The sequence below is a fragment of the Sphingomonas sp. genome (genome assembly GCF_019635455.1).
In the GTDB taxonomy this organism is placed as follows: Bacteria; Pseudomonadota; Alphaproteobacteria; order Sphingomonadales; family Sphingomonadaceae; genus Sphingomonas.
On sequence record NZ_JAHBZJ010000001.1, the window covers coordinates 480,143 to 498,856 of the forward strand.

An 18,714-nucleotide genomic window follows, 5' to 3' on the forward strand; every position below is an offset into this window, starting at 1 on the left:
GACGGATTGTCGCGTCGCGCTCGATCCGCTTATGTACCCCCATATCATCCGCGTATTCCGGAGTCCCCATGACCGCCACCCGCCGCCAGTTCCTCGCCTCCGCCGCCACCTTCGCGACATTGCCCGCGCTCCCCGCCCTCGCCCGTATTCAGGATGCGGCACCGGGCGATGCGGGCGCGGACCGGCTGCTCGCCGCGATCGCCGAACAGATGCTGGCCGACGTTCCGGAGGGCGCGACGAGCCTGGGCATCGACAAGTGGCCGCGCATACCGCTCCGCTCGAAGCTGGAGGACCGCAGCGTCGCGGGGAAGGCGCGGGTCGCCGCCGGGCTGCGCACGCGCGTGTCCGAACTGAAGGCGCTCGATCCCGCCACGCTCAGCCCGGTGATGCGCACGAATGTCGATGCGGTGCGCACCGCGTTCGAAACCGCGCTCGACGGCTTTGCCTTCCCCTATGGGGACGTCGCGGTCGGCGGCTATCGCAATTCGCCCTATGTCGTGATCCAGAATGTCGGCGCCTATCTCGATACGCCGCGCTTCCTCGACAACGAGCACAAGGTGGAAAGCACCGAGGACGCGGCGAGCTGGCTGGCGCGTTTCGATCAATATGCCGCGCAGCTTGACGGTGAGACCGAGCGGTTGAAGATCGCGTTCGATAAGGGCGTCATCGCTCCCGATTTCCTGCTCGACAAATGCCTGAAGCAGATCACCCTCACCCGCGCGGGCGATCCGGCGAAATGGGAACTGGTGACCAACTTCATCGGCAAGAAGCCGGTCACCGGCAGCCAGGCGGCCGACGCCGCAAAGATCGCCGCCGGCCGGATCGCGCCGGCGCTCGACCGCCAGATCGCCGAGCTGAAACGCCACCGCGAAGCGGCGACCTGGGACGCGGGCGTGTGGAAATTCGACGATGGCGACGCCTATTACGCCTGGGCGCTGCGCGCCGGGACGACCACGACGATGTCGCCCGAAGAGGTGCATCAGACCGGCCTGGAGGAACTGAAGAAACTCCAGTCGGAGATGGACGTCATCCTGCGCAAGGAAGGGTTCACGCGCGGCAGCGTGGGTGAGCGGATGACCGCGCTGGGCAAGGATCCCAAATATCTCTTCCCCGACACCGACGCCGGGCGCGCCGAAATCCTGGCGTTCATGACCAAGACCATTCAGGACATGCGCGCCAAGATGCCGCAGGCGTTCCACACGCTGGTGCGCGGCAATGTCGAGGTGAAGCGCCTGCCGCTGGCCGAGGAGCCGGGCGCGCCGGGCGCCTATGGCGGAGCGGGATCGATCGACGGCACCGTGCCGGGCCGCGTGTGGCTGAACCTGCGCACCACCGCGCTCCATTCGAAATTCAGCCTGCCGACCCTCGCCTATCACGAGGGGATTCCGGGCCATGCCTGGCAGGGCGAATATGCGTTCAAACTGCCGCTGATCCGCACCCTGTTGTCGTTCAACGCCTATACCGAGGGGTGGGCGCTCTATGCCGAACAGCTGGGAGCGGAACTGGGCGCCTATGACGATTTTCCGGTCGGGCGGCTCGGCTATCTGCAAAGCCTCGCCTTTCGCGCGTGCCGGCTGGTGGTGGACACCGGCCTCCACGCCAAGCGCTGGACGCGGCGGCAGGCGGTCGAGTGGTTCTCGACCACCAACGGCTCGTCGATCGAGGAAGTGTCGGGCGAGGTCGATCGCTATTGCAGCTGGCCGGGCCAGGCCTGCGGCTACAAGCTGGGGCATACGAAGATCAACATGCTGCGCCTGAAGACCCAGGCCGAACTGGGATCGCGCTATGATTTCAAGGCGTTCAACGATGCCGTCGTGCTGGGCGGCAGCGTCCCGCTGACGGTGCTCGAACATGTGATCGACCGCCACATCGCAGCACATCGCACCTAGTCGGGAGCGGGCGTTTCCTCGGGAATGGACCCGGCACCGCCGCTCGTGCCGCCCGCCGCGTCGGCGGTCGCGGCCGGCGGCGTGCCAGCCTCCATCCAGCCCGGCCGTCCGAGTTCCATCCGGCCGCGCGGCAACGCCTCCGGCATCTCGTCGCGGATGAAGGCGAGCAGCGCCTCGCGCAGGTCGCAGCGCAGGTCGAACGCGGTCGCCGCATCCTTTGCGGTGGCCAGCACCCGCACCTCGATCGCATCGGGCTTCGTATCCGTCACCTGAAGTACAAAGGCGCGCCCGTCCCAGCGATCGTTGCCGCGCACGATCTCCTCGAACCTCGCGCGCAGCCGGGGGATATCGGCGGTGGGGTCGAGCCAGAAGAAGGCGGAACCGAGCAGCTGGCTGGTCGAGCGGGTCCAGTTCTGGAAGCTGTCCTCCAGGAATCTCGACACCGGCACCACCAATCGCCGCTCGTCCCAGATCGCGACGACGACATAGGTCAGGCGAATCTCCTCGATCCGCCCCCATTCGCCGTCGATGATGACGACGTCGTCGATACGGATCGGTTCGGTGAACGCCATCTGGATGCCGGCGATGATGTTCTTGAGCGCCGGTTGCGCCGCCGCGCCGACCGCGAGCCCAACCAGCCCGGCCGATGCCATCAGCGTGACTCCAACCGCACGGACGCCGGGGATCGACAGCAGCATCAGGCAGATGGTGACGAAGCCGACCACGAACACCGCGATCCGCGTCAGGATCGCCCCGCGCGTCCGGCGACGACGCGCGCGCAGATTGTCGGCGACGCTGATATCGGCCGACAATTCGACCGCACGTCCACCCGCGCGGATCAGATTGACCGCGAGCCAGCCGACGAACAGCGGCACCACCAGCCCCGCGACCTGCGCCCAGACTGCACTGGCCCCTTCGTTCAGGTGAAGCGCGTCGCGCACCAGGGCCAGCGCGACCACGATCAGCAACCAGCGCGCGGGGCGCGCGGCATGATCGACGAATATATCGTCGATCGAATCGGGGGTGCGTGCGGCGATCCTTCGCGCGATCCGCATTCCGATCCAGTGCAGCCCAAGCGCCAACACCAGCGCGATCGCGATCGTCGCGCCGTCAATCACCGGGACCGGCAGGTCCCAGCGCGCAGGTTCGAACAGGGGCATGATCCGCCAACCTCCCAATGACGTCGCGGTTCCACTGCGGGAACCGTCCCTTGATTCATGATATCTTACATCGTATCTCGCGCTCTTCGCAGTTGCAGCGTGGGATTTTTCTCGAACCGTGCATCATCAGGGTCGTTCTTCCCGCCGGCTGACAGGCGCTTCGCCGATGGCGGCGCGTCGCCGGACGACGGATGGGCGGCGCGCGATGTCATGGATATCGACGGGGCTGCTCTCGCTGTTGCTGCTGTGCGTCGGCTGGCAGGGGTTCCTGACCGGTACGCACCATCATTTCGACAACGCGCCGGCGGTGACCGCGGCGCTGACCGGCCAGACGGTCGCCGCGCGCACCACGGATCCGCACGACCGGCTGCCACAGAACACGCCGGCGGACTGCCCCATCTGCCGCGAAATCGGCCATGCCGGTCTGGCGCTGGGTCCCCCACCGCTGAGCATCGTCGCCCCGCTGTCGGCGGTCTATCTGTTTCTGGTCTCGCGACAGGACATGTTCCTGCTCGCGCTTGCGCCGCATGGCTGGCTCAGCCGCGGCCCTCCCGCTCCGCTCGCTGACTGACGCGCGCTGATTGAGGGCGAGGGGCGAACACCGTCCCGACCCGTCGGCGTCGCGCTTTCGTTCGACCGACCAGCTTCCCGGAGCAATTCTACATGCGTACTTCCCTTTTCGTGAGCGTGGCATCCGCCGCGCTGCTTCTGCCTGTTGCCGCACAGGCGACCTCCGCCGATCCCGCCGCGCCCGCCGCCACGCCGGCCACCGAACCCTCCGCAGCCGAACCGCCGGCCGCCGGCCAGACTAAGGACGGCGACGCGATCGTCGTCACCGGCGTCCTTCCTACCAGCGAGCGCGACGTACTGGCCGGCACGTCGGTCGTCGCGGGCGAGGAACTGACCCGCGACCTGCGCCCCAGCATCGGCGAGACGCTGGCGAAACAGCCGGGCGTTTCGGCCACGTCCTTCGGCCCCAGCGCGTCGCGGCCGATCCTGCGCGGCTTTCAGGGTGAGCGGGTCCGCCTGCTGACCGACGGGATCGGATCGATCGATGTGTCCAACACCTCCGCCGACCATGCGGTGGTGATCGATCCGCTGCTCGCCGAGCGGGTCGAGGTGCTGCGCGGTCCGGCGGTGCTGCTCTATGGCTCGTCGGCGATCGGCGGCGTGGTCAATGTGATCGACAAGCGCATTCCGCGCAGCATCCCGAAGGACGGGGTCAGCTTCGACGGGATCGCCACCTATGGCTCGGCGGCGAACGAACGCTCACTCGCGGGGGCGGGCGACGCGGCGATCGGCGGCAATTTCGTCGTCCACGCCGATGCGTCCTATCTGAAGACCAGCGATCTGGGCATCGGCGGCTATGTGCTGTCGCCCACGGCACGCGCGGCCGCGCTGGCTGCCGCCGCCGGCCCGACGCTGCCGGACGATCCCGATTTCGCCGCGACCGCCGCGCTCAAGGACAAGCTGCCGAACAGCGCGGCAGAGACCTGGACCGCCGGCGTCGGCGCCGCCTATGTCGGCGACACCGCCAATTTCGGCGTGTCCTATTCGCATTATGACAGCCTGTACGGCATCCCGATCCGTTACGCGACCGCGTCGGGCGAGGAGCAGGAGGCGCCCCGGCTCGACGTGCTTCAGAACCGCTTCGATGTGCGCGGCGAGGTGCAGACCGGCGGCGGGTTCCTCGATCGCATCCGCCTGCGCGGCGCCTATGCCAATTATCGGCATTTCGAGCTGGAAGAGACCGGCGCGATCGGCACCGCCTTTTACAACAAGGGGTTTGAGGGCCGGCTCGAATTCGTCCAGGCCCGGCAGGGCGCATGGCTGGGCGCATCGGGGGTCCAGTATTTCCACCGCGACTTCAATGTCGTCGGCGACGAGGCGTTCCTGCCGGCCAACGCGACCGGCCAGTTGGGCCTGTTCACGCTCCAGCAGTTCGATCTGGGCGCGCTGAAGTTTGAGGGCGGGTTGCGGTACGAGCATACGCGACAAGAGGCGACGCCGGCCGCCGGCGACCTGCGCTTTGCGACCGCCACCCGCAACTTCGACGCGGTGTCGGGATCGGTCGGCGCGTCCTACGCGCTGGGCGACGGTGCGAAGCTGGGCTTCAACGTCTCCCGCACCGAGCGCGCGCCGTCCGCCGAAGAGCTGTTTTCCAACGGCGCACATGCCGGCACCCAGACCTATGAGCTGGGCGATACCGGGTTCGGGCTGGAGAAAAGCTGGGGTGTCGAGGCGACCCTGCACCTGCATCATGACGGGCTGAGCTTCGACGCATCGGCCTATTACAGCTGGTTCACCGGCTATATCTCCGACACGCAGGTGGCGCAGAGCGTCTGTCAGGCCGCCGCCGCACCGAGCGGCCGGACGGTCGATTTCCCCTGCTTCCAGTTCCAGCAGACCGGCGCGCGCTATTATGGCGTCGAGGGCGATCTGTCGGCACGGGTGGCAGAGGTCGGCGACTACACGATCAATGTCGATCTGCTGGGCGACTATGTACATGCGACGCTGGGCAATGGCGATCCGGTCGCCCGCATTCCCCCCGGGCGCCTGCTGGGCGGGATCGAGGCGCAGTCGGACACGCTGACCGGCCGGGTCGAGGTTGAGCGCGTGTTCATGCAGGATCGGATCGCGGCCTATGAAACCCCGACCAAGGGCTACACGATGGTGAACGCGTCCTTCTCGATCAAGCCGTTCGCCTCCAATCCCAAAGTGTCGCTGACGCTGAGCGCGAACAACCTGTTCGACGTCGATGCGCGGCGCCATTCCAGCTATCTCAAGGACTTCGCCCCGCTCGCCGGGCGGGATCTCCGCGCGACTCTGCGCTTCGGACTGTAATATGGTACCGCGATAGCGGGCAGTGGCGGCCCCCGATCCGGTGCGGATCGGGGGCCGCTTCGCGTTCGGGTGGAAAGCTCTCTCCGGCGCCCCAGCGCCCCAGCGCCCCAGCGCGATATTAGTTTGCGAATCACTTGCAATAGCAAAATTCACGGTCTAGCTGCGTCTCCACAATGAATAGTGGGGACACAGGGCCGATCATGACCAATTATCGCATATGCGTCGCACTCGCGATTATCGGCGTGCTGATGCCGTCCACCGCGATCGCCGCGGTCACGCCGCAACTTCCCCACGCGATGAGCGTCGGCGGCATGTTCGCGCAGGCGGATTGGGTCGTGAAGCTGGTGATGATCGGCCTGATCCTGGCTTCGGTCGCCACATGGACCGTCCTGATCGCCAAGCATCTGGAACTCGCGCGTGCGCGGCGGCGGGCGGCAACGCTCTACCGCCAACTCGCCGATGCGCCCGCGCTCGCCGACCTCCCCGATCCGGTTCGCGCCGACCCCCTCGTCCATGAGGTCCGGGCCGAGCTCGACCAGTCGGCCGGCGCACTGGACGATGCCGAAGGGTTCAAGGAACGCCTGATCTCCCGGCTCGACCGGCATGAGGCCGCACAGGCACGACGGATGACGAAGGGGATCACGATCCTCGCCACGATCGGTGCGACGGCCCCCTTTGTCGGCCTGTTCGGCACCGTGTGGGGCATCATGAACAGCTTCATCGGCATCGCCGAGAAACAGACCACCAATCTGGCGGTCGTCGCACCCGGCATCGCCGAAGCGTTGCTGGCCACCGCGCTGGGCCTGGTCGCGGCGATCCCGGCGGTCGTCATCTACAATCATTTCGCCCGGCAGATCGCGGCGCATCGCGCGCTGATCGCCGACAGCGCGGCGGCGCTGTTGCGGATCGTCTCCCGCGATCTGAGCCGCGGCACGATCGCGGGCGCGCGCTGACATGGCGCTCCGCCTCGCCGCGCAGGACGAAGACCTTGCCGTCGCGCATGAAATCAACGTTACGCCGTTCATCGACGTGATGCTGGTGCTGCTGATCATCTTCATGGTCGCCGCGCCGCTGGCGACGGTGGATGTGAAGGTGGATCTGCCCGTCTCCACCGCGCGTCCCGCGCCACGCCCGGACGTGCCGGTTTACCTGTCGATCCGCGCCGATGGCGGCCTGCTGGTCAACGAACGGGTGACGGCGCCCAACGATCTGGGCGCGGCGATCGCGCGGGCGGCGGGCGGTGACCGGGACCAGCGCGTGTTCCTGCGCGCCGACCGCAGCGTCCCCTATGACCGCATCATGCAGGCGATGAACCGCCTGCGCGCCGCAGGGTTCGTGCATGTCGCGCTGGTCGGCGCGGAATCGGGGACGGCGCAGTGAGCGATGCCCGCGCCGGATCCGGGCGATGGACCATCGCCGCCGCGATCGCGCTGGGCGGCCATGCCGTCGCGGCCGGCATGGTGCTGGCGAGCCGGAGTGCCATATCCCCGGCCCCGCCACCGGAGCCGGTCATGCTGATCGAGCTTCCCGCCGACGCCGCACCCACGTCCGCCCCCACGTCCGCCCCCGCGCCGGCGCCCGCCGCGCAACGCGAGGTCCGGCAGGAGCCGGCGTCGATCCGTCCCCCCGCGCCAGTGCCGGCACCGGTGCCGATCGACGTGCCGCAGCTTCGCGCGCCCGGCCCGGTCGAGGTGGCGGCGCTTCCCCTGCCCCAGCCGGCCTCCACCCGGGCCGAACCGGCGAGCCAGCCCGCACCCCAACCCGCGACAACGCGCCCGGCACCGCCCGAGGCGAGCGGCGCCGGCACCGGCACGACGGCCGGCGGCGACCCGCGCGCGCGGCGGCAGGAGGCCGATTATTTCGCGCTCGTCAGCGCCCATCTGAACCGAAAGAAACGCTATCCGATCGAGGCGAAAAAGGCGCGGCAGCAGGGGGTCGTGACCGTCCGCTTCACCGTCGCGCGTGATGGAACCGTCTCGAACGTCGCGATCAAGCGCAGCAGCGGTCACGCGCTGCTCGATACCGCCACGACCGACTTGCTCGCCCAGGTTTCCCCGCTCCCGCGCATGCCGGCATCGATGGCGCGCGATCGCGTCACCCTGTCGCTGCCGATCGAATATGCACTGAAAACCGATTGAAATAATGGAGGAAATTTTCCGATGACAACGAACAAGGCAATCCGGCGTCCGTTGAGCCTGCGCGATCGCGGCGCCGCTGCCGCGCTGGGCATGGCGGTCGTACTGGCGCCGCTGCCGGCATCGGCGAAGGACCAGGGGGCGCAGGACCAGGGCGGCGAGGTCGAACTCGACACGCTGAAGATCGAGGATCGTACCGCCGACGTGAATCCGAACGCCGAACCGGGCGCTCCCTATAAGGCGCGGACGTCCGGCGACGAGCGGTTGACCCGGCCGATCGCCGAACTGCCCCAGACCATGGCCGTGCTGACCAAGAAGCAGATCGACGATTCGGGCTATACCGATCTGGTCCGCATCCTCGACGCCCAGCCGGGCATCACCGTCGGCACCGGCGAAAACGGCAACGCCTTTGGTGACCGCTACATCATCCGTGGTCAGGAGGCGCGCAGCGACGTGTTCGTCGATGGATTGCGCGACCCCGGCATGACCACGCGCGAGAGCTTCGCCGTCGATCAGGTCGAAATCTCGAAGGGGCCGAACTCCACCTTTGCCGGTCGTGGTACGGCGGGCGGCGCGGTGAACCTCATCACCAAGCACGCGACCACCGACTATGATTTCACCACCGCCGATATCGGGATCGGCACCGACCGCTATATCCGCGCGACGCTCGACACCAATCTGGTCGTAAGCGACCAACTCGCCGTGCGCGCCAACCTGCTCTACGGCTATACCAACATCCCGGACCGCAAGCCGGCCGACCGCAAGCGCGAGGGGCTGGCGGTGTCGGCGACCTATGCCCCGGTCGATACGTTCGACCTGACGCTCGATTATTACGGCCTGCGCGCCTACGACAATGCCGATCTGGGCGATTATCTGAGCGGGGACGCGACGACCGGTGACCGCAAGCCGGTGCGCACGCCTGCCTATGCCCAGGCGCAGGACTTCCAGAAATCCGACGTCGATACCGTCACCGCGCGGCTCGACTGGCGGATTTCGGACCATGTGAAACTCACCAATCGCGCGCGCTACGGCACCTCGTTCAACGGCTATGTCGTGACCGGAGCGCGCGGCGCGACGACCGGCGCCGCCAATCCGGGCGGGGCCTACCCCACCATCACCTTCTCCACCCATCAGGGCTGGCAGGATGTCGATTATTTCGCGAACCAGGCCAATCTGCACATCGAAGGCGCCGCGCCGGGCGGCAGGAACGACCTGATTCTGGGCGTCGAATATACCGATCACCGGGTGCTGAACGGGGTCTACGCCATCGCCAATACCGGCGCGTTCAACTGCGTCACCGGCGCCGCCGCGGCGCTCAACAACTATTGCGGGATCGGCGGCGACGGTCGCCCGGTGGCCAACCTCAACACGCTGCTGGCGCGGCAGATCACACGCAGCCGGTGGGACCAGGACTGGCACATGAAGACGGTGTCGGCCTATCTGATGGACACGATCGACGTGACGCCCGACCTGACCCTGTTCGGGGGCGTGCGCTACGATCATTTCAGCTTTGACCTCGATCTTCAGGACAACAGCCTTGCGGTGACCCGCTATGCCTATGACGGCAGTTTCTGGAACGGCCATCTTGGCGTGACGTACAAATTGGGCGAGCGAGGCATGGTCTATGCCTCGGCTGCGACCTCTGCGGACGTCAATTGCGGCGAATCCGACGTCGGCACCAATGCCGGCTATGGCGGGTGCCTGATCCTCAACGGCACGCTGGGCGGCGGCAGGCCGGAACGGTCGGTCAACCTGGAACTCGGCACCAAACTGAACCTGTTCGACGAAAAGCTGCTGCTGACCGCCGCGCTCTTCCAGACCACCAAGCATGACGTGTTCGAGGCGTCGGGCGGCGGCTACACGCCGACCGGCACCGGCAACACCGGCAAGAACCGGGTGCGCGGGATCGAACTGGGCGTATCGGGCAACATCACCCGCTTCTGGTCGATGCAGGCCGGCCTGACGCTGATGGATGCGGAAATCCTCGAATCCGCGTCCAACCCGGCCAATGTTGGCAAGACGCTGTCGAACTTCGCCGATTTCCAGGCGTCGCTGCTCTCCCGCTTCCAGGCGACCGACCGGCTCGCGCTCGGCTTCGCGATCAAGCACAAGAGCAAGCGCTATGGCGGACAGCCGGACACCGCGCCCGGCTATATCACGCTGGCGGGCGGCGGCTTCGTATACAGCCAGCCGGTGCCGGCCTACACCGTCGGCGACGTGTTCGCGGAATATCGCGTCAGCCGGAATATCGACCTGCGCCTCAACGTGAACAACCTGACCGACGAGACCTATTATCTCGCCGGCTATCGCAGCGGCACCTTCCTGTACCGGGGCGACGCGCGACAGGTGGTCGCGACCGTCGGCTTCCGTTTCTGACCGGTTGAGGCCGCCATGCTGCTCATCATCGACAACGTGCTGGCCCCCGCCGACGTCGCGACGTTCCGCGACCGGCTGGCACGGGCGGCGTGGCGGGACGGGGCCGGCACCGCCGGCTCACGTTCGATCGCGGTCAAACAGAATCTCCAGCTTGGCCGCGACGATCCCGACGCGGTCGAGCTGGGCAACCGGATTCTCGCCGCGCTCGGCCGCAATCCGCGCTTCGTCTCCGCCTCGCTGGCGGAGCGGATCTGGCCGCCGGTGTTCAACTGCTACCGCGATGGCGGCCATTACGGCACCCACAGCGATGCCGCGCTGATGCGCCTGCCCGATGCCGGGCCGACGCTGCGCAGCGACCTGTCCGCCACGATCTTCCTGTCGGATCCAGCCGAATATGACGGCGGCGAGCTGCTGATCGAGGGGAATGCCGGCGCCACCGCGGTCAAGCTCGCGGCGGGTGGCATGGTCCTCTATCCCTCCGGCTCGTTGCATCAGGTAACTCCGGTGACGCGCGGTGAGCGCGTCTGCGCGATCAGCTGGATTCAGAGCGCGGTCGCCGACGCGCACGCGCGCGAAATGCTGTTCGACCTCGACCAGTCGATCCAGGCGCTGACCCCGGCGCGCCAGGCCGACGATCCGGACATCAACCGCCTCATCAACATCTACCACAATCTGCTGCGGCGCTGGGCAAAGCCGTGACCCGGCGGAAACGCGCTCTGGTCCTGACGCTGATCGCCCTGCCGGGACTGTGGATCGTGCTGCGCCTGGTGACGGGCGACGCGCTGGCGATGGATTTCTATCACCTCAGCGGCGAGATGGCGGTCCGGCTGATGATCGCCGCGCTGCTCCCCGGCCCGCTCGTCGCCTGGTTCGGGGCCGGCCCGCTGCTGCGCGGCTGGCTCGCGGTCCGCCGCAATCTGGGCGTGGGCGCCGCCTGCTACGCGCTGCTCCATCTGTCGCTCTACATCATCGAGATGCGGCAGGTCGCGGCGATGCTGGACGAATTGACCCTTCCCGCGATCTGGACCGGATGGATCGCGCTCGCGCTGCTCTGCATTCCGGCGGCGATCAGCTTCGACCGCGCGGCACGCACCCTCGGCCGGCGGTGGAAGGCGCTTCAGCGGCTGGTCTATCCCGCGTTCCTGATCGCGATCGCCCATTGGCTGCTGCTCGACTGGCACTGGGTGCCGGCGGCGCTTCACCTTGCCCCCGTCCTTGCGGCGTGGGTCCTGCGCGCCCGCGCGCAAGCCGGCCATCATCAAAGGAGAATGACGTGAACCCGATCGCCCGCGCCCTGCGCCTGCCCGCCCCCCTGCTGCTGCTGTCGCTGCTCACGGTTCAGCCCGCGCGTGCCGATGGCGACGTCACCTGTGGCGGCGGCCCGCAATCGGGCTGGCAGGACATCGCGAAGCTCAAGAAGGCCGTTTGGCTGGAACGCTGGGAGGTGCTGAAGGTCCAGGTCGAGGGCGATTGTTACGAAGTCTATGCCCGCACCGAACAGGGACAGGCGATCGAGGCGTTCTTTCACCCCGTCACGCTCAGGAAGCTGGTGGTGTTCCGGCGCGGGCGCGAAATCTATCGCGCAAAGGGCTTCACCGGCTGACCGGCGATCGACCGGTCGGGCCGGGCCGTTCAGAACAGACGGGTCAGCGCATAGAACAGCGCCCCGACCGCCGCCGATGCCGGGATGGTGATGACCCAGGCGACGACGACATTCTGGGCCACCCCCCATCGCACCGCGGATGCGCGCCGGGCGGTTCCCGCCCCGATCACACAGCCGGTGATGGTATGGGTGGTGGACACCGGGATGCCCAGCAGCGACGCCGCGAACACGATGACCGATCCGCCCGCAGACGCGCTGAACCCCTGATGCTGCGACAATTTGGTGATGCGGGTCCCCATCGTCTCGATGATCCGCCACCCGCCCGACAGCGTCCCCAGCGCGATCGCGATATAGCAGGCGATCGCCACCCAGTGCGGCACATGGAAATCGCCGGTCAGATAGCCGGTCGAATAGAGCAGGACGGTGATGACCCCCATCGTCTTCTGCGCATCGTTCAACCCGTGGCTGATCGAATAGGCGGCCGAGGAAAACAGGTGCAGCACGCGGAAACTGCGCTCCGCAGTCCGGTTCGGCGCGCGATGCAGCGCCCAGCTCGACACCAGCATGATGAGCATCGCCAGCAACATGCCGAGCAGCGGCGACAGGACGATCGCGATCAGCGTCTTGTTGAGGCCGCTCCACTGAATGCCGGTGAAGCCGGCATGTGCGACGCCGGCCCCGACGATGCCGCCGACCAGCGCATGGCTGGACGAGGACGGAATCCCCTTGAGCCAGGTGACGACATTCCAGAACATCGCCCCGACCAGCGCGCCGAACACCACCGCCGGGGTCACCAGATCCTTGTCGATCAGCCCCTTGCCGATCGTTTCCGCGACCTTGTGCAATTCGGGAAAACCGAGCGTCAGGAAATAGGCGGCAAAATTGAAGAAGGCGGCGAACGCCACCGCCTGCACCGGTCCCAGCAGCCGGGTCGCCACCACCGTCGCGATCGAATTGGCCGCGTCGTGGAGACCGTTCAGGAAATCGAACGCCAGCGCGACCAGGATCAGGCCGACCAGCAGGGGAAAAGCGAGTTCGTGCATGGCGCGGATCAGGCGTGATCGATGACGATGCCGTCAATCTCGTTCGCGACATCCTCCAGCGCGTCGGTGATCCGTTCCAGATGCTTGTAGAGTTCGCGCGCGACGATGAACTTCATCGGATTTTCGCCATGTTCCTTGAACGCGCGCTTGATCCCGGCATCGTGGATTTCGTCGGCATGCCCCTCCATGCGGACCAGCCGCTCGGTCAGCTCGTGCAGCCGCGATCCGTTGCGCGCGACATCGCGCAACAGCGGCATCGCCTCTGCCGTCAGCCGCGCGGCATCGACGATGATCGCGACCATGTCGCGCATCTCCGGCTCGAACTCGCGGACCTCGTACAGGCCGACGGCGGCGGCCGCCGCCTGCATCTCGTCCACCGCATCGTCCATCGCGCCGATCAGGCTGGTGATCGCGCTGCGGTCGAACGGGGTCAGGAACGTCTTGCGGACGGTCAGAAGCACCTCGCGAATGATTCCGTCGGCGTCATGCTCGCGCTCCATGATCTCGCGGATGTGATCCTCGGTCGCGCCGCTGCCCTGAAACAGGCGGGCCAGCGCGTCCGCCGCCGCGGTGATCGTGACCGCATGCGCTTCGAACATGTCAAAGAAATTGCCGGTTCTGGGAAGCAGGCGCTGAAACCACGCGAACATGTGATTGACCCTCGATTTTTCGGCGACCACGTTCAGGACGCCGGTGCGGCGCGCGGCCGCGTTGAATTCGGACGCGCCGAAGCTGCGGATCAGGTCGCGCAGGTCCTGCTCATCGACCGCCTCTGCGGCCTCGGCCAGCGTGAACCAGCGCCGCTCACGCTCGCGCTGTTCCCGCCACTTCGACAATTCGGCGGTGACCGCGAGCGGGAACACCTCGACATCCGCCATCAGCGAGGCGCCGTTGCTGCGCCGCTTGCGATAACGATAGGCACCGATCGGCGTCGGACACGCGGCGCCGACCACCCCCGCCTCTTCCTCCGCCTCTACGGCGGCGGCGACGTGCGGCGGGGTTCCGGGCGCGACATTCCCCTTCGGAATCACCCAGCGACCGGTGCCGCGCGATGTGACCAGCAGCACGCGCACCGGCGCGTCGATGGCGGTGCCTTCGCTGCGATAGGGCAAGGCGGCAATCTGGCGAATGAAACGATCCTCCGTTCGCGCAGGCCATGCCCGATCCGGACAATCGTGACAATCGCGCGGCGATCGCGATTGTGGATAGTCCGGCATGGCTTGCTGCGCCCGCCTCCCGCGCCTAAGACCCGGATCGAGATGCGGGGCGATCCCGTACCTCAAGATCGCGCCGGTGTCCGCAAGGACTTAAAGGGGAACGCGGTGAGGCTGCCCGGTCGGGCCGGTCGAATCCGGGGCTGTCCCTGCAACTGTGAGCGGTGAGCGAGATTCGCAGCGCGGCCCGATCGCCGCGCGGCCACTGGGGCAACCCGGGAAGGCGCGAACCGAGCGACGACCCGCAAGCCAGGAGACCTGCCGGCGTGGGTCGCTCAATGCGCGGGTCCAGGGCCATGGCCCGCGTGCGGAGAAGTCCGTCGAGCGACGACCGGGCGGCCGGGGCCGCCACGGTGACGGTTCGCGGGCATCGACGCCCGTCCGCGCCCGTCGCCGGTCGATCGCGTGCGCGAATCGACAGGCTCCGGCATCGTTGCGTGGCGCCGATGGACGAAGGCACGTGAACCCACGCCTTGCATTCCTGCTGGCCGGTGTGCTCGCCACGGGCATGATCGGCATGGCCGCCGCGACGCGCGCGGCGAACGGCCAGGCCGCGCCTGCCCGGTCCGTCGCGCGCGAGACGGCGCGCCCGATGCGGGTGATGTCGATCAATCAATGCACCGATCAGCTGGTGCTGATGCTGCTGCCGCCCGAACGGATCGCGTCGGTGACCTGGCTGTCGCGCGATCCGCGCCTGTCGCTGATGGCGGGCGCGGCACAGCGGGTCGGACGCAATCGCGGCGATATCGAGGATGTGGTACGTCAGCGCCCGGACCTGATCGTCGCCGACGCGTTCGGTTCGGCGGCGACCCGCGCCGCGCTGCGCCGCTTCGGCTATCCGATGATCGAGATCGCACAACCGCAGAGCATCGACGACATCCGCGCGGCGGTGCGCGTGCTCGCCGCGCGACTGGACGTGGCGGCGCGCGGCGAGGCGCTGATCGCCGCGATGGATCGCCAGCTGGCCGATCTTCACCGACGTCCGCCCCTGGGGCTGCGTGTCGCGTCCTGGAGCGGCGACGGCCTGTCACGCGGCGAAGGCGCGCTCTATCAGGCGGTGCTCGCCGCAGCGGGCGCGCGCGATGCCGCAAGCGAAGGCGTGATCGGAACCGATGTCGAAGCGCTGCTGGCGCTCGACCCGGACGTGCTGGTCGCGCCGGGGGCCGATGCCGGCGGGCAGAGCCTGCGCGACCGCGTGGCGCATCATCCGCTGGTCCGCGAACGCTGGGCCAGCCGCCGGGTCGGCATCAGCCCGCGCTATTATATCTGCGGCACCCCGCGCATCGCGGAGGCCGCCGCGATCCTGCGCGACGATCTGATCCGCATACGCCGATCGGGGGCCACCCGATGAGTTCGCGCTGGCTGATCCCCGTCCTCGCGCTGCTGACCCTCGCGCTCGCCTTGCTGTCGCTCGGGATCGGCACGCTCGATCTCGACATGATCGGCTGGCTTGGCGGCGGGGACGATCGCACCGCCCGGCTCACCGGGCTGGTGCTGACCGAAATCCGCCTGCCGCGCACGCTTCTCGGTCTGTTGACCGGGGCGATCCTGGGCCTTGCCGGCGCCGTGCTCCAGGGATTGTTGCGCAACCCGCTCGCCGAACCGGGGCTGCTCGGCATATCGGGGGGAGCGTCGCTCGGCGCGGTGGTGGCGATCTATTACGGGTTCGCCGCCGTCACCCCACTCGCCGCGCCGCTGGCGGGCCTGGCCGGCGCGATGGCGACCGGGCTGGCGACGTTGCTGCTCGCCCGGGGCGGCGGGACGCTCGCGCTGATCCTCGCGGGCGCGGCGATTTCGAGCCTTGCGGGCGCCGGGATCAGCCTTGCCCTCAACCTCGCCCCCAATCCCTATGCCGCCTATGAGATCATGACGTGGCTGATGGGGTCGCTCGCCAATCGGGGGTGGGACGAGATGCGCCTCGCCGCGCCGCTCATCCTGCTGGGCGGCGGCGCGCTGCTGACGACGGCGCGTGCGCTCGACGGACTGGCGCTGGGCGAGGTGCAGGCGGAGAGCCTTGGCATCGATGTCGCCCGCACCCGGCTGGTCGCGCTCGCCGGCACGGGTCTTGGCGTCGGCGCCGCCACCGCCGTGGTCGGCACGATCGGCTTCGTCGGCCTGATCGCGCCGCATCTCGTGCGCCCGTTCGTGGGGCATCGGCCAGGCGCGACGCTGGTGCCGGCGGCGCTGGCCGGTGCGGCGTTGCTGACCGCGGCGGACATCGCCACCCGGCTGATCCGGCTCGACACGCCGATCCACCTCGGGGTGTTCACCGCACTGGTCGGCGCGCCGTTCTTCCTGTGGCTGGTGCTGCATGTGCGGGTGCGCGGCGGATGAGCATGTTGCACCTTGAGGGCATTTCGGTCGTGCGCGGCGGGCGGGCGATCCTGCGCGACATCGACGCGCGCTTCCTGCCCGGCCGACTGACCGCCGTGATCGGCCCCAACGGCGCGGGCAAGAGCACGGTGTTGCGCGCCGCCGCCGGACTTTTGCGGCCCGATGCCGGCAAAGTGCGCATCGGCGATGTCGATCTCTCCGGCATCGGCCGGCGGGAACTGGCGCGGCGAAGGGCCTATCTGCCGCAGCGGGCGGGCATCGACTGGCCGATGCGGGTCGATCATGTCGTCGCCCTGGGCCTGCTGCCCCGCATTCCCGCGCTGGGGCCGCTCGCCGCCGGCGACTGCGCGGCGATCGACCGGGCGCTCGCCGCCTGCGCCGCCGAGGAGCTGCGCGACCGCGAGGCGACCAGCCTGTCGGGCGGCGAACTGGCCCGCGTCATGCTCGCGCGCGCGATCGTCGGCGATCCCGAACTGCTGATCGTCGATGAACCGACCGCCGATCTCGATCCCCGCCACGCCATCGACGCGGCCCGCCGCCTCCGCGCGCTGGCGCGTACCGGGCGCACCGTCGTGATGGCGATCCATGATCTCGACCTGGCGCTGCGTTTCGCGGACGACGTCCTTGCGATCCGCGATGGCCGTGTCGTCGCCGCCGGCGCGGTGGAGGAGGTAATGAGCGAGGCGCTTCTGGGCGCTCTGTTCGACGTGCGGGTGCGCGTTTCGCGCGATGCCGAAAGCGCGTCGATCCGGTTCCTGGACTGACGCAACGGGGCGGGGCCGATCGCACGCGGCCCGGGTCGTCGCAATTGCCCCGCCCGTTCCCGATCCCTCCACTTGCCGCCTAAGCGGGACCCGACCCCGGCCCGAGCGAAAAATTTTCGCGCCGTCGGGATTAAATCCTCCCCGGCCCCCGTTCCCCTTTCGAAGCGTCGCTGGATGCGGCGCCCCGTTTCAGGAGGATCGACCCATGAAAACCCGTTTCCTAACCGCAGTCGCCGTCGCAGCCGTCACGCTGGCAACCCCGGCATCTGCCCAGTTGCTGGGCGGTGGCGGCCTTGGTGGCCAGATCGGCGGTGGTCTGGGCGGCCAGGTCGGCGGAACACTCGGCGGGACGCTGGGCGGTCGCATCGACCAGCCGCTCGATGGCCCCGTCACCCGCACCACAAATCGCCTGCGCGACACCACCGAACGCACCACCAGCCGCGCGGAACGCCGAGCGCGTGCGACCGGGACGGCCACCGGCGCCACCGATGCCAGCGTGGATCGCCGCAGCGGCAAGGCAAGCGCGAGCGGCAGTGCCGCCGGCGGCATCGACGGTGCGGTCGATGGCGGAACCCGCGCACTTGGCCGCACGACCGGCCTGTCGGCGGGTGGCAGCGCGTCCGGCAGCGGTTCGGCCAGCGCCTCGGCGGATCTGGTCGGCACCGATGCGGTGCGCGGCGTGGCACGCAGCGCGCGTGATCGCACCGCCGGCGCGGTGCGCACGACCCGCGATACCGCCACCGGCACGGCCGGTCGCGCGATCGGCACCGCAGGAAGCGCAGCGGGGAGCGCGCGGGAGATGGCGAGCGGCGTTGCTGGCTCGGCCTCGGGCAGCGGCTCGGCCAGCGGGTCTGCCGGAAATGGCGCCGCGTCCGGTTCCGCGTCGGCCGGCGGCGGGCTGGCGCTGACCGGCGCGACCGTCCCCGCGATCAATCCCGGCATGGCGATCCAGGACGCGAAGGGCCGGCTGATCGGCCGGGTCCAGAGCGTCAACCGCAACGCGCGTGGCCGCATCGAATCGATCGGCGTCGCGCTGGGTGACAGGGTGGCGACGTTGCCGGCCAGCAACTTCAGCGCCAGCGGCGACGTTCTGGTCTCCGCGATGGGCAAGGGCGCGGTGAAGGATGCCGCCGACAGCACCGGCAGCGCATCGAGCCAGAGCGCGTCGAAGAGCGACGGTTCCGCCTCCGCAAAGCGCGGCCGCGAAACACGAAATCAGCCCGCCCCGCACGCCGACTGATCCACGCCCTCCCCCGATCGTCGGCGTCTCCGGACGGCCGGGCAGCCCCCCTGCCCGGCCGTCCTTCACTCCGTGCTGGACTTAACGCGTCCGTAACGGCACCTGCGGTAGC

Annotated in this window: 17 protein-coding genes and 1 riboswitch; of the genes, 14 read left to right on the plus strand and 3 right to left on the minus strand. The window is 68.5% G+C overall.

Features of this window, described 5'->3' with window-relative positions:
• The first annotated feature begins 68 nt into the window (after positions 1–68).
• Entirely contained in the window at positions 69–1,889 is a 1,821-nt protein-coding gene (locus KF783_RS02435; protein WP_294076294.1) for a DUF885 family protein, read from the plus strand.
• On the opposite strand, the gene KF783_RS02440 is transcribed toward KF783_RS02435, so the two are convergent.
• Positions 1,886–3,049, minus strand: a complete 1,164-nt coding sequence (locus KF783_RS02440) for a mechanosensitive ion channel domain-containing protein (RefSeq protein WP_294076295.1) — start codon at positions 3,047–3,049, stop codon at positions 1,886–1,888. The genes KF783_RS02435 and KF783_RS02440 overlap by 4 nt on opposite strands.
• Positions 3,050–3,254: 205 nt before the next feature.
• Between KF783_RS02440 and KF783_RS02445 the strand changes: the two genes are divergently transcribed.
• The 9 genes from KF783_RS02445 (at position 3,255) to KF783_RS02485 (ending at position 12,007) form a co-directional block, all read left to right on the plus strand.
• A complete protein-coding gene (locus KF783_RS02445; RefSeq protein ID WP_294076296.1) occupies positions 3,255–3,620 on the plus strand; it encodes a hypothetical protein in 366 nt (121 codons plus the stop codon).
• Positions 3,621–3,712: 92 nt separating this feature from the next.
• Positions 3,713–5,893: a TonB-dependent receptor gene (locus tag KF783_RS02450; RefSeq protein ID WP_294076297.1), complete on the plus strand. Its 2,181-nt coding sequence runs from the start codon at positions 3,713–3,715 to the stop codon at positions 5,891–5,893.
• Between the two features lie 200 nt (positions 5,894–6,093).
• Positions 6,094–6,846, plus strand: coding sequence for a tonB-system energizer ExbB (exbB, locus tag KF783_RS02455; protein ID WP_294076298.1), 753 nt, complete (start codon positions 6,094–6,096; stop codon positions 6,844–6,846).
• A 1-nt stretch (position 6,847) separates the two neighbouring features.
• On the plus strand, positions 6,848–7,273 hold the full coding sequence (exbD, locus tag KF783_RS02460) for a TonB system transport protein ExbD (protein ID WP_294076299.1): 426 nt from the start codon (positions 6,848–6,850) through the stop codon (positions 7,271–7,273).
• Positions 7,270–8,031, plus strand: coding sequence for a TonB family protein (locus tag KF783_RS02465; RefSeq protein ID WP_294076300.1), 762 nt, complete (start codon positions 7,270–7,272; stop codon positions 8,029–8,031). Before exbD ends, KF783_RS02465 begins: the two co-directional genes overlap by 4 nt.
• Positions 8,032–8,052: 21 nt before the next feature.
• Positions 8,053–10,404, plus strand: coding sequence for a TonB-dependent receptor (locus tag KF783_RS02470; protein ID WP_294076301.1), 2,352 nt, complete (start codon positions 8,053–8,055; stop codon positions 10,402–10,404).
• Between the two features lie 15 nt (positions 10,405–10,419).
• A complete protein-coding gene (locus KF783_RS02475) occupies positions 10,420–11,103 on the plus strand; it encodes a Fe2+-dependent dioxygenase (RefSeq protein ID WP_294076302.1) in 684 nt (227 codons plus the stop codon).
• Positions 11,100–11,681 carry a ferric reductase-like transmembrane domain-containing protein gene (locus tag KF783_RS02480; RefSeq protein WP_294076303.1) on the plus strand — a complete coding sequence of 194 codons (582 nt, stop codon included), beginning with the start codon at positions 11,100–11,102 and terminating at the stop codon, positions 11,679–11,681. Before KF783_RS02475 ends, KF783_RS02480 begins: the two co-directional genes overlap by 4 nt.
• Complete coding sequence (locus KF783_RS02485) at positions 11,678–12,007, plus strand: PepSY domain-containing protein (protein WP_294076304.1); 330 nt, start codon at positions 11,678–11,680, stop codon at positions 12,005–12,007. The genes KF783_RS02480 and KF783_RS02485 overlap by 4 nt, the downstream gene beginning before the upstream one ends.
• Before the next feature lie 29 nt (positions 12,008–12,036).
• Here KF783_RS02485 and KF783_RS02490 read toward each other — a convergent pair whose 3' ends face one another.
• Both KF783_RS02490 and KF783_RS02495 read right to left on the minus strand, forming a co-directional pair.
• Positions 12,037–13,050, minus strand: a complete 1,014-nt coding sequence (locus KF783_RS02490) for an inorganic phosphate transporter (RefSeq protein ID WP_294076305.1) — start codon at positions 13,048–13,050, stop codon at positions 12,037–12,039.
• Positions 13,051–13,058: 8 nt separating this feature from the next.
• A complete protein-coding gene (locus KF783_RS02495) occupies positions 13,059–14,162 on the minus strand; it encodes a DUF47 family protein (protein WP_294076306.1) in 1,104 nt (367 codons plus the stop codon).
• A 162-nt stretch (positions 14,163–14,324) separates the two neighbouring features.
• Positions 14,325–14,545: riboswitch (cobalamin riboswitch) on the plus strand.
• Between the two features lie 179 nt (positions 14,546–14,724).
• On the opposite strand from KF783_RS02495, the gene KF783_RS02500 reads away from it, so the two are divergent.
• From KF783_RS02500 to KF783_RS02515, 4 genes are all read left to right on the plus strand, one after another.
• Positions 14,725–15,615: an ABC transporter substrate-binding protein gene (locus KF783_RS02500; RefSeq protein WP_294076307.1), complete on the plus strand. Its 891-nt coding sequence runs from the start codon at positions 14,725–14,727 to the stop codon at positions 15,613–15,615.
• Positions 15,612–16,598 (plus strand): iron ABC transporter permease, encoded by a 987-nt coding sequence (locus tag KF783_RS02505; RefSeq protein WP_294076308.1) that lies wholly within the window; start codon positions 15,612–15,614, stop codon positions 16,596–16,598. The genes KF783_RS02500 and KF783_RS02505 overlap by 4 nt, the downstream gene beginning before the upstream one ends.
• Positions 16,595–17,362 carry an ABC transporter ATP-binding protein gene (locus KF783_RS02510; protein ID WP_294076309.1) on the plus strand — a complete coding sequence of 256 codons (768 nt, stop codon included), beginning with the start codon at positions 16,595–16,597 and terminating at the stop codon, positions 17,360–17,362. The genes KF783_RS02505 and KF783_RS02510 overlap by 4 nt, the downstream gene beginning before the upstream one ends.
• Before the next feature lie 205 nt (positions 17,363–17,567).
• A complete protein-coding gene (locus tag KF783_RS02515) occupies positions 17,568–18,602 on the plus strand; it encodes a hypothetical protein (RefSeq protein ID WP_294076310.1) in 1,035 nt (344 codons plus the stop codon).
• The last annotated feature ends 112 nt before the right edge of the window (positions 18,603–18,714 follow it).